The sequence below is a fragment of the Aeromonas sp. QDB68 genome (assembly GCF_027707405.1).
In the GTDB taxonomy this organism is placed as follows: domain Bacteria; phylum Pseudomonadota; class Gammaproteobacteria; order Enterobacterales; family Aeromonadaceae; genus Aeromonas; species Aeromonas caviae.
Map to the genome: position 1 here is coordinate 1 of NZ_JAPCIQ010000106.1, position 11,325 is coordinate 11,325.

At 58.2% G+C, this 11,325-nt stretch carries 9 protein-coding genes and 3 pseudogenes; 6 read left to right on the forward strand and 6 right to left on the reverse strand.

Annotated elements, in window-relative coordinates:
• Positions 1–467: 467 nt before the first annotated feature.
• Complete coding sequence (locus tag PG892_RS19450) at positions 468–2,126, forward strand: methyl-accepting chemotaxis protein (RefSeq protein WP_103260121.1); 1,659 nt, start codon at positions 468–470, stop codon at positions 2,124–2,126.
• Here PG892_RS19450 and PG892_RS19455 read toward each other — a convergent pair.
• From PG892_RS19455 to PG892_RS19465, 3 genes and pseudogenes are all read right to left on the reverse strand, one after another.
• Positions 2,126–2,395: pseudogene (locus PG892_RS19455) on the reverse strand (transposase); the annotation flags it as partial. The gene PG892_RS19450 and the pseudogene PG892_RS19455 sit on opposite strands and share 1 nt — an antisense overlap.
• 65 nt (positions 2,396–2,460) lie before the next feature.
• Positions 2,461–2,796 (reverse strand): hypothetical protein, encoded by a 336-nt coding sequence (locus PG892_RS19460; protein WP_272804202.1) that lies wholly within the window; start codon positions 2,794–2,796, stop codon positions 2,461–2,463.
• A 9-nt stretch (positions 2,797–2,805) separates the two neighbouring features.
• Positions 2,806–3,063: a metal-sensing transcriptional repressor gene (locus tag PG892_RS19465; RefSeq protein WP_019396551.1), complete on the reverse strand. Its 258-nt coding sequence runs from the start codon at positions 3,061–3,063 to the stop codon at positions 2,806–2,808.
• A 224-nt stretch (positions 3,064–3,287) separates the two neighbouring features.
• On the opposite strand from PG892_RS19465, the gene PG892_RS19470 reads away from it, so the two are divergent.
• The 3 genes from PG892_RS19470 to PG892_RS19480 all read left to right on the forward strand — a co-directional run bounded on the left by PG892_RS19470 (position 3,288) and on the right by PG892_RS19480 (position 6,565).
• On the forward strand, positions 3,288–4,385 hold the full coding sequence (locus tag PG892_RS19470; RefSeq protein WP_008786738.1) for a cation diffusion facilitator family transporter: 1,098 nt from the start codon (positions 3,288–3,290) through the stop codon (positions 4,383–4,385).
• A 43-nt stretch (positions 4,386–4,428) separates the two neighbouring features.
• Positions 4,429–4,806: an ArsR/SmtB family transcription factor gene (locus PG892_RS19475; RefSeq protein ID WP_008786737.1), complete on the forward strand. Its 378-nt coding sequence runs from the start codon at positions 4,429–4,431 to the stop codon at positions 4,804–4,806.
• Between the two features lie 880 nt (positions 4,807–5,686).
• A complete protein-coding gene (locus PG892_RS19480) occupies positions 5,687–6,565 on the forward strand; it encodes a M20/M25/M40 family metallo-hydrolase (protein ID WP_270825725.1) in 879 nt (292 codons plus the stop codon).
• 67 nt (positions 6,566–6,632) lie between these two features.
• On the opposite strand, the gene PG892_RS19485 is transcribed toward PG892_RS19480, so the two are convergent.
• The 3 genes and pseudogenes from PG892_RS19485 to PG892_RS19495 all read right to left on the reverse strand — a co-directional run.
• A complete protein-coding gene (locus PG892_RS19485; RefSeq protein WP_372587210.1) occupies positions 6,633–7,421 on the reverse strand; it encodes a substrate-binding periplasmic protein in 789 nt (262 codons plus the stop codon).
• Positions 7,422–7,480: 59 nt separating this feature from the next.
• Positions 7,481–8,542 (reverse strand): annotated as a pseudogene (locus PG892_RS19490) (winged helix-turn-helix domain-containing protein); the annotation flags it as partial.
• Between the two features lie 164 nt (positions 8,543–8,706).
• Positions 8,707–9,411 (reverse strand): annotated as a pseudogene (locus PG892_RS19495) (IS110-like element IS5075 family transposase); the annotation flags it as partial.
• 227 nt (positions 9,412–9,638) lie between these two features.
• On the opposite strand from PG892_RS19495, the gene chrA reads away from it, so the two are divergent.
• Positions 9,639–10,844 (forward strand): chromate efflux transporter, encoded by a 1,206-nt coding sequence (gene chrA, locus PG892_RS19500; protein ID WP_000184001.1) that lies wholly within the window; start codon positions 9,639–9,641, stop codon positions 10,842–10,844.
• Between the two features lie 10 nt (positions 10,845–10,854).
• Positions 10,855–11,160: a PadR family transcriptional regulator gene (locus PG892_RS19505; RefSeq protein WP_000130000.1), complete on the forward strand. Its 306-nt coding sequence runs from the start codon at positions 10,855–10,857 to the stop codon at positions 11,158–11,160.
• Positions 11,161–11,325 lie beyond the last annotated feature (165 nt).

Here is an 11,325-nt window from a genome sequence, read left to right on the forward strand (position 1 = left end):
AGAACCTCAAGGGTTGGCTGTTTTATTTTATTGTTTTCGGCATTAAGCCCAATTTCTTGAGCGTTACGATAAAGCTAAATAACTGATCCTAATAGTGCTACATCTTGCCGGAAGCCTTGTGGCGTAAGGAATTTGTGCAATCTGACGGCAACGCCTGAAGTGACAAGGCTCAGCGACGATGTGTGCTCCATGTCACCTGTAGAAGCGGTACGAGTACAGTGATCTACTATTCGGAACAGCTATTTAGCATGGAAACGATAGGTGCAAGCAAGTTAAGGGTTGCATCGCGGATGTCAATCTAGGCTATAGCCTAGCCGGACAGCCTTCATGGCTTGTTTTTGATTTAAGTACTAAATTGCCCCAGACCATACGGCGAGAAGCCTTGAGGGGGAGCCTGACTCAAGATTTCAAATGAACCAGCCGATACAATGAAGGCACATTGATATGCCTAATAATGAGGTGAAGTAGTGAGTGATTGGCTAACCCGTTTTTCAATTAAAACCCGTCTCATCAGTTTGCTCATTCTGCTAGCTGCTACGGCTGCCGGCCTGACAATGGAGGGGCTTAACGGCATGCGCAGCAGCAATGCCGATATTAACCAGATGTACAACAACGTTCTGCTACCGCTCGATAAGCTTGGCGACCTCACCAATCACATGCACCATGCACGCACTCAGCTTTTGCTTGCTCTGCAACATCAGCCTGGTAGTGCGTTCGAAAAGGCACATGACCACCCCGCGAGCATGCATTTCGATGCTGTGGATAGAAGCGTAGGCAGCATGCGTGAGCGCCTTGCTGACTATCAGCGTATGCCAATGAGCAAAGAGCATCAGCGCTTGGCCACTGAACTGCAAAACAAGCTGTCTGATTATCTGGATAATGGTGTTCAACCGACGCTCAATGCAATGCGCCAAGGTGACTATGCGGGAGGGAATGCAATCCTGCTGAATCGCTTGCAACCTGCATTTATGACGACCTATGCCAGCGTGCGTAATCTGGTTGAGTCGGAGCAGGAGAGCGCCAATGCAAGCTACCAGCGCGCTAAAGAGAGCTTCGATCGTCTGGTTGTGATAATCGGTCTCACGCTAGTGGTTGCTCTGTTTCTGGCCACAGTCGTGGCTTTGGCTACTGTATCTGGCATCACAAAAGCTGTTCGCGAGCTTCAAGTCGGCGGTCAGCAGCTAGCTGATGGCAATTTGGGCTATCGAGTTACCTATCAGGGGCGTGATGAGCTGGGCGAAATCTCTAGCTCATTCAATGCAATGGCTTCGCGTTTTCACCACACCATTCAAGAGTTGGCGGGGGCTGTGGAGCAACTGGCAGCCGCAGCTGAGCAGACTGCTCAGATCAGCACTGAAACCAGTGACGGCATCCGCCGCCAGCAGTTGGAGACAGATCAGGTTGCTACTGCGATGAACGAAATGTCAGCTACTGTGCAGGATGTGGCTGGGAACGCGGCCAGTGCAGCAAGAGCAGCACAGGAAGCAGATCAGCAGTCGGAAAGTGGAAAGCTTGTTGTTCATCAAACAATCTCTTCTATCGACAGCCTAGCCAGTGAAGTTGAGCACGCGGCCACCGTTATCCATGAGCTTGAAGCAGACAGTGCTGGTATTAGCTCTGTGGTGGATGTCATTCGCAGCATCGCCGATCAAACCAATTTACTTGCCCTTAATGCGGCTATTGAAGCTGCAAGAGCTGGTGAGCAAGGGCGAGGCTTTGCTGTGGTGGCGGATGAGGTGCGCTCGCTTGCTTCGCGCACGCAACAGTCAACCAGCGAAATTCAGACCATGATTGAAAAACTGCAGGGCGGGGCAAATCGTGCTGTTGCGGTCATGCAAAGTAGTTGCACCAAAGCACAAGCTGGTAAACAACAGGTTGCCAGCGCAGGTCATATGCTGGATCAGATCAGTAACGCTGTTGCGATTATTAATGACATGAATGCCATGATTGCATCTGCCGCTGAGGAGCAAAGCTCTGTCGCGGAGGAGATCAATCGTAACGTTACTAGTGTCAGCCAGATTGCCGAGGAAACTAGCGAGGCTTCCCGTCAGAATGTTGCCACCAGTAAGCAACTATCTGCTCTGGCAACCCAACTTCAGCGTCTGGTGCATATGTTCCGTCTTTAGGCAAACTGACGCAGGATTGTAGTCTCGTACAGCGCCTCCTCCATCGCCGGGTCGCTGTAGCCGAACCAGTTCTGCATCAAATGCACGCACAACATCGCCATCAGCGGATAGGCTGGACTGCCGCCTTCACCCTTCGGGTAGTGCGGCTCGATCAAGGCGATCAAACCCTTCCACGGCACCACCTGATCCATCTCGATCAGGAACAACTCTTTGCGGGCCTGCTTGCGCTTGCCGGCATACTCGGCGTAGGCGAAGGTCATCTGCTTCATCGGAAAACTCGGCGGGTGGAATCCGGGTATTTTGCCAAAATCAGGAAGTCTTCTTCAGAGTTTCCTTAGCGTACGTTTTTCTCCGAATTCTGCGGGGTCCCCTGCCAGACCTCGGTGACGAAGGGCAGGCACAGCGCGACGGCCGCTCGCACGAGGTCCAGCGCCACGAGCAGCGAGCGCCGCGGGAGCCGGTCGGCGAAGGCCTGCGCGACCGGCGCGACCCCCGCGTAGGCCAGCATCTTGATGGCCAGCGCCGTCCCGAGCACCGCGCCTGCATCCGCGCCGGCCAGCTCGTAGGCCAGCAGGCCGAGCGCCACCGTCATCAGGCCGGTGCCGACGAGCGCGATCACCTGGGCGGTGAACAGGTGGCGGTAGGTGCGGTTATTCAGGACGGAGAGCATCGGACGGCCTCAGAGCAGTTTGGTCAGCGCCTTCATTTCGGTCAGAACGGAGTCCTCGTCATGGGACAGGCAGTGGTCGATGTGGTCGTGGATCAGGACGCGCTTGGCCGCCGTCACCGCGCTTTCCACCGCCGCGAGCTGGCGGGCGATGTCGAGGCAGGTTTCTCCCCCTTCGATCATCCCGATGACGTGCCGCAGATGCCCCTCGGCGCGCTTGAGCCGCTTCACCAGGTCGGGATGGGTGGTGTGCTTATGCATGTCTTCCATGCTGAAATCATATCCCCCCAGGGGGGATACTGCCACTGGATGTTAGATCAACGGCTGCTTGCCAGGCGGGGGGAATGGTCGCCGAGCCAGGCTAAGGCAATTGCCCGGAGCGGCATCCCGGCCGTGGTGAGACGCGAACACAAATGTGTACAACAATTCACATGAGAACATGTTCATGTGTTATATTTTGAGCCACAGTCAAAGACCCAGTTTCCCGAGGCCCCATGTCCCAATCCCACGCACATGACCATGGTCACGATCACGACCATGATCATGACCACACCCCGACCGTGACCAGCGCCAACGAGCGCAAGGTCCTGCTGTCCTTTTTCCTGATCTTCGGCTTCATGGTCGTGGAGGCCGTCGGAGGCGTGCTGTCGGGCTCGCTGGCCTTGCTGGCCGACGCGGGCCACATGCTGACCGACGCCGCGGCGCTCGCACTGGCTTACGCAGCATTCCGGTTCGGCCGCCGCGCGGCCGACAGCAAGCGCACCTTCGGCTACCTGCGCTTCGAGGTCATCGCCGGTTTCCTGAACGCCGTGACCCTGTTCGCGATCGTCGCTTGGATCGCCTACGAGGCGTGGGAGCGGCTGCAGGCGCCGCCCGTGATCCTGGCCGGCCCGATGATGATCGTCGCCGTGCTCGGCCTGCTGGTGAACGTGCTCGTGCTGTGGATCATGACCCGCGGAGAGACCGATCACGTCAACGTGAAGGGGGCCATCCTGCACGTGATGGGCGACCTGCTCGGCTCGGTCGGCGCCATCGTCGCTGCGATCGTCATCTACCTCACGGGCTGGACGCCGATCGATCCCATCCTGTCGGTCCTGGTCGCGGCGCTGATCCTGCGCAGCGCATGGAAGCTGCTCGCCAAGTCGATCCACATCCTGCTGGAAGGCGCGCCGGAGGATGCTTCGCCGGAGAAGGTGGAGCAAGGCCTGATGGGCGCCGTGCCGGGCCTGGCGGCCGTCAGCCACGTTCACGTGTGGCAGCTCACCTCCGGGCGCACGATGGCCACGCTGCACGTTCGCCCCAACGTGGACGAGGAAGCACGCGCCGTGGTCAAGCGCGTCGAAGCGGTGCTTCGAGAGCAATTCAGCATCGAACACGCCACGGTCGGGATCGACTGGAACTCGGGCACCGACGAGAACGTCTGCAGCTTGCAGCCCACGTCGGAGCGTCAGGACCACAGCGGCCACGATCACAGCGGTCATGACCACAGCGGGCACGACCACAGCGGCCATGATCATGGCAATCACAAGCATGGCGGCGGGCACAGCCACGGCCATGACCACGACCATTCCGCTCCTGGTCACAGGCATTGAGGCCGCGCGAGCCGGCTCGCACTCCACTTGAGGATTTGCATCCATGACGTCCCGCAAAACCACCAGCGCCGACACCGCGCAATGCTCGACCACCAGCCACGACGCGGCGACCGATGCCCTCGCAATGTCGCAAAGTGACGTCGCTGTTCTGGCCGAGACCTTCCGCCTGCTGGGCGACCAATCGCGATTGAAGATCCTGCTGCAGTGCATGCATGGCTCGGTCGCCGTGGGGGACATCGCCGAAGCGCTCGACCTGTCGCAGTCTCTGGTCAGCCATCACCTGCGGCTGCTGCGCGGTGCGCGCCTCGTGCGCGGCGAACGCCAAGCCAAGCACATCTTCTACAGCATCGCGGACCAGCACGTCAGCCAGGTGCTGCAGGACATGGCGGTCCACATTTCCGAGGACAAAGCCGACGACTGACCAGGCCCAAGCACCCAGGCGAATGGCAGGTTGCGAGGCGCCGGTACCCACGCCGCCGGTTAGCCTCAAGGACGTCCTCGATGCGGCCTGGGCGCAACACCCTGAATCGCGGGCCCTGCCTGGGCGCCGGGATGCCGCGCAGGCACAGCAATGGGCGGCGGCAGCTTGGACGCCTGAGCCTCCCGCGCTCGCAATCACCCACAAGACCGACCGGTTCAACCGCACAACGGCACTCGTGAGCTGGATGTCGGAGTGGCCACAGCGACGACGCGGGGTTTTCCCACCACCTTGTCCATGCAGCCTGCCCGCTAGGGCAACCCAAAGGGCTTGACCTTGCCTTCGTTGTAACGCCTAGCCTCCACACAAATTTCTGCAGAGCGCTTCGGAAGGGCCGGAGTCCTGCATCCAAGAAAGGGGCACTTCGGGGTTCTAGGGATTTTCCGTCCAAATGCGACATTCAGACTGCTAAGTGATTGATTTATTGTGACTGGCTATGTGAAGCGCCAAAAAAGTAATACCCCTCTGGAGGCCGCGGACGGCGTGGCCTCCAGAGCACTTTGTCGTTTTTGGACGGAAAATCCCTAGAACCCAGGAATACGCGCCGGATAGAGATCAGCGCAAGGGCGCGATCGTGATCAAGCCCGTAAATTGCTGATCAGGGTAAAGTTTCAACAAGCTAGTTGATCCTACCGCCCGCATAACACTGCCATTCAAAAATCCCTGTAAAAACCGGATTTTTATCCATCAAAGCAACGATCGCCATCACATAAACCACAACAAACACCAAAGACAGTGCGCCAGTTTGACCGCCATCAATTTACTGACGATTGCATCATTCATACTGCGAGCGATTAAATATTTATTCAGATGGAGCTAAATCATGACTGACAAATCACGCTCGGTAACGATAGGCAGTTACCTGGCACTGGCGTTCGCCATCGTCTTCTTTTCGGGACTGTTGCAGTCCAACCAGTGGTACGGAGTGTTCGACTTCACCACACTGAACGGTTCGTTCGGCACCATGGTACAGAGCGTCAGCGAGAACGGCGACGGCCTCAAGACTGCCATGACCGACATGCGCGGCAAGGGGGGCAACGGCGCCCGCGACGGCTTCCTGTTTGCCCTGACCCTGATCCCCACCGTGATGTTCGCCCTCGGCATGATCAATGTGCTGGAACACTACGGCGCCCTGGATGCCGCCCGCAAGCTGCTGACCCCGCTGCTGCGCCCGCTGATGGGGATCCCTGGCAACACGGGCCTGGCGCTGATCGCCTCCCTGCAGAGTACCGATGCCGGCGCCGCCATGACCCGCCAGCTCAAGGATGAAGGGCTCATCACCAAGCGCGAGACCGACGTCTTCACCATGTTCCAGTTCTCCGCCGGTGCCACCATAGTCAACTTTTTCTCCTCCGGCGCCGTGCTGTTCACCCTGACCCTGGCCGAGCGCCCTCATCTGGAAGGGGTCACCATCAAGCTGACTCGCGAGGCCCACAAGCCGGCCATGGTGCCGTCAGAAGGCACCAAGGCCCTGATGGCCATCGTGGAAGAGTGTGGTCAAGAGCTGGGTCTGCCCATCCGCTGGCAAGAGGTCGGTGGCGGCTCGGATGCCAACCTGACCGCCGCCCTCGGCATTCCGACCCTGGACGGTCTGGGCCCTATCGGCGCCGGTTTCCACAGTGACGAGGAGTATCTGGATCTGGCGAGCATTGCCCCGCGCATCGAGCTGCTGGTGAAGGTGCTGACCCGCCTGGCCGCGTGATATCCCCATCCATGGCCAAGGCCAGCCGGTTTGCACCGGCTGGCCTTTTTTATATCCGGCGACGCCGTCACTCCAGCGGCGGCAGAAACTTCGCCATCACCTTGCCGGTATGCCCCTCCTCCTCAAAGGCCACCAGCGTCTTATCCAGCTGAGTAATGAGCTCCTGAGCCCGCGGCGATCCCTTGCTCACCATCAGGTAGAATCCCTTGCGATTGGGTAGGCGCAGATGGGTCAAACCGGGTTCACTCTGGTAGATGCCAAGGCTGAGGCCGCTTAGCAACGGCTCGACCGAGTTTGGCAGAAAATCGCAGCGCCCCCGCGCCAGCAGGTCGAGAGCCTGCTGCAGCCGCTTGACCCGCCGCAGCTTCTTGTTGATGCCATAGGGGGCATAGTTGTAGCCAAGCAGTCCGCACATCCGGCCGCGGCTGGCCACCTCCAGATCCGGCGCCTCGGGGAAGCGGCGCTTGAGGTAGAAGAGACCGAGGCGGGTGTGATAGAGGGGAACACTGTAGTAAACATGGGCCGCCAGCTCCGGCTTGTAGCTGGCATCCCAGGTCAGCTCGCACAGGCCGTTTTGGCCATAGTCGACCAGCTCCTGCTTGACCCTGGCCCATGGCAGGTAGCGGATCTGGGGAGACAAACCATTCTGGCGCAGGGCATCGAGCACCAGGGTCGCCGCCGCCCCGGTCAGCCGTTCGGGTTCCGGCACGCCGTTGTGGCGCACCCAATAAGTGTAGGGAGGCCATTCACTGCCATTGCCGAGGCAGATCCGCACCGGCGCGTCACTCTCCTGTGCCGAGGCGACCGGCATCAACATGGCAAGGATCATGCCCGACAACAGCCAGAATCCCTTCATCCCTCTTCCTCCATGTGCCAATCTCCTGAGTGCAGAGCGTCTTGCCCTCTGTGCTACCCTCACAGCCCGTGCTCCGGGCGCCATAGCGCCAACAGGAGGGGCGGAATATCGCCATAGGCCAGGGTCGGCGTCTGGTGCCACTGCGCCAGCTTTTGCAGCGCCTTCCCCAGCTCCCCTGCCAGGGTGCGGGTCACCCTGACCCCAGCCTCCAGATAGAGGTTCTTTATCTCGAAGATCCCCTGCTGGCGATGGGCCTTGGCATCCATCCGGCCCACCAGTTTGCCGCAATGCAGCAGCGGCAGCACGAAGTAGCCGTACTGGCGCTTGTGCGCCGGGGTATAGCACTCGATGCGGTAGTCGAACTCGAATAGCTCGCGGGCCCGCCTGCGATCCCACACCAGAGGATCAAAGGGCGACAAGGCCGTGGTATGGGTCGCCCTGAGGGTGCCCCCCTGCGCCTTGACCAGCTCGTCAGCCAGCGAGGCGTGGACGAAGGCGCCGTGCTGCCATCCCTCCACCCGCACCGGAAACAGCTCTCCTTCGTCGGCCAGTTGATGGAGCAGGGCATCGTATTTGCCGCGTCGCAGCCGGTAATAGTCGGCCACCCAGCCGGCCTTGACCAGCCCCAGCGCCCGGCAGCTGGCACGCACCATCTCTCGCTGCGCCGTCTCCGGGCTCGGCAGATCCCGCTCGTCGCACCAGCCGGGCATGACCCGCTCTGCCAAATCATAGACCCGCTGGAAGTTGCGCCGCTCGCGCACCATCAGGCGCCCCGCGGTGAAGAGCACCTCGAGATGACGCTTCTCCGGCTTCCAGTCCCACCAGCCGTTGCCCTTCTCTCCCTGGCGGGCAAAGTCGGCTGCTCGCACCGGCCCCTGCTGGCGGATCTGCTCGAGTAGCCGGTCAATGTCCTGCTGATGGGTGGCGAGCCAGTGGGCCGAAAACTTCCAGCCCATGGCGGCAGGATCCAGCATGCGATGGCGCAGCAGCCGGTAATCCTCCCGGGGCACGAAGCAGGCCTCGTGGGCCCAGTATTCGAAGAGGTCGCCCTCGGCCAGCAGCCGCTCCAGCCAGACGGGATCGTAGTGGCCGAGGCGGCTGAACAGCACCAGGTAGGGGTTCTAGGGATTTTCCGTCCAAATGCGACATTCAGACTGCTAAGTGATTGATTTATTGTGACTGGCTATGTGAAGCGCCAAAAAAGTAATACCCCTCTGGAGGCCGCGGACGGCGTGGCCTCCAGAGCACTTTGTCGTTTTTGGACGGAAAATCCCTAGAACCCCTACTGCTTCCCGTCGCCAATCTCAGTTGAAATAGTACTGGCAGTCAGCGTTCCAACGCAGGGAATACTCAGCAAGCGCTGTCCAACCTCATCTTCGTCCAACTTTCGTTTCAACTGAGATTCCAGATCTTTAATCTGCTCAACAAGATAGTGATAATGCTGTTGTAATTTCAGCAGTAACTGGCTGAGATAAAGAGGCAAACTACTGTCCTCAAGAAGGGTACTCAGTCGACTAATAACGGCAGCACCTCGCGGAACGCTGATACCAAATTCCAGCAGAAAAGCATGCATCTGATTAGTTGTTTTCACCTTATCCTGAACCAGGGATTCACGGACACGATGCAGAGCTCGCATTGCCTGCTGAGATTCGGTTCTGGGCTGCACGAAACGCATAGATGGACGTGATGCTGCTTCACAGATAGCTTCAGCATCAACGAAGTCATTTTTGTTGCTTTTAACGAATGGGCGGACAAATTGCGGTGATATCAGCTTTGGAAAATGCCCTAACTCTGCCAGCTTGCGTGCCATAAAGTGAGAACCGCCACAGGCTTCCATCGCGATGGTTGTTGCCGGGCATGTCGCCAGAAATTCGATTAGCTTTGGTCGGGTGAATTTTTTACGGTAAACGGCCTTCCCACGATGATCCTGACAATGAATATGGAAAGAGTTCTTACCCAGATCGATACCAATAAGCGCAATGTTTTCCATGATGGTTCTCCGAATGAAAGCCTGTCCTCAGCATAGTACTGGGAAGGAGGGAGTGACCATCTCATTAAATAAAGCACGCTAAGCCGTAAGTAAGCGTGCTCCTGTGAAAGCCACAGCTAAAACTGCGTAGTACACATAGAGGTATTTTTTTCTAGATTTATATCGAATTTCGTTATCGAATTTCGCTTATTATTGATCAACTCGTTGCAGATCATGAAGGCGAAAGTATGACGAATAACCCTACCGATGACAGCAGACCATGGTCGGTCTTTCTTATTTTTCTGCGGCTTGGATTGACATCTTTTGGCGGCCCCATTGCGCACTTGGGCTACTTCCGCGCCGAATTTGTCACACGGCGGCGCTGGCTCTCCGAACGGAGCTATGCTGACTTGGTCGCGCTTTGTCAGTTCTTGCCAGGGCCTGCAAGCAGCCAGGTCGGCATAGCGGTAGGACTGTCTCGGGCTGGATACAGCGGGGCGCTGGCTGCTTGGGCTGGCTTCACGCTGCCGTCTGCCATAGCCTTGATCCTTTTTGCGCTCGGCATCTCCAGCTATGGCGATTACGTCTCGCAGGGCGCGTTGCATGGCTTAAAAGTGGTGGCTGTGGCCGTGGTCGCTCAAGCAGTATGGGGCATGGCGCGTAACCTATGCACGGATGGGCTGCGAGTCACCATCATGGCAATTGCTACCTGCGTCGTTTTACTTGTGCCGTCCGCGTGGGGACAGGTTGGCGTGATTGCTATCGCAGGCATCGCAGGCCGGTTATTGTTCAAGCCAGCGAAAGTTGTTGAGCATGACCCCCTACCTATCACGGTCAGTCACCGGGCCGGCGTGCTTTGGCTCTCGCTGTTCTTTGTCTTGCTGATTGGCCTGCCGGTGTTGGCCGAACTGATGCCAAGTCAAACCATGGCAATGGTGGATTCCTTCTATCGTGTCGGATCACTGGTGTTCGGCGGTGGTCACGTTGTGCTGCCATTACTGCAAGCCGAAGTGGTGCCCTCCGGCTGGGTCAACAATGAATCCTTTCTCGCGGGGTACGGGGCAGCTCAAGCGGTGCCCGGCCCTTTGTTCACGTTCGCCGCGTTTCTTGGTGCCTCGATGAACACCGCCCCGTCGGGCTGGATCGGCGGCATTGTGTGTCTGCTGGCTATCTTCGCGCCCTCGTTCTTGCTGGTCGTCGGATCAATGCCATTTTGGGAGCGTTTGCGCCGCAATACAGGCATCCAAGCTGCGCTGGCCGGGATCAATGCCGCTGTAGTCGGCTTGCTGCTGGCCGCGCTGTATCAGCCTGTATGGACTAGCGCCATCTTTCAGCCGCAAGACTTCGGCTTGGCATTAGTTGCCCTTGTCGCACTTATGTTCTGGAAGCTCCCGCCGTGGCTGGTTGTCCTCGGTAGCGGTGCAGCTGGGTGGCTGTTGAGCGTCGCTCTGTGAGGCACAAAAAATGACTGACAAAGACCTCTACGGCGGTTTGATCCGCCTGCACATCCTTCACCATGCAGCCGAGGAACCTGTCTTTGGGCTGGGGATCATCGAAGAGCTACGCCGACACGGCTACGAGATGAGCGCTGGCACCGTGTACCCGATGCTGCACGGCCTGGAAAAAAAAGGCTATCTGACCTCACGCCACGAACGCACCGGGCGACGTGAACGGCGTGTTTATGACATCACTGAACAAGGCAGAACTGCACTTGCTGATGCGAAAACAAAGGTCAAGGAGCTGTTCGGAGAGTTGGTAGAAGGTGGTTGAGTTTTTGCTTCTATGTCAGGTTGAGCTATACCCTAACTGGATTGTCATTTTCAGAAGACGACTGCACCAGTTGATTGGGCGTAATGGCTGTTGTGCAGCCAGCTCCTGACAGTTCAATATCAGAAGTGATCTGCACCAATCTCGACTATGCTCAATACTCGTGTG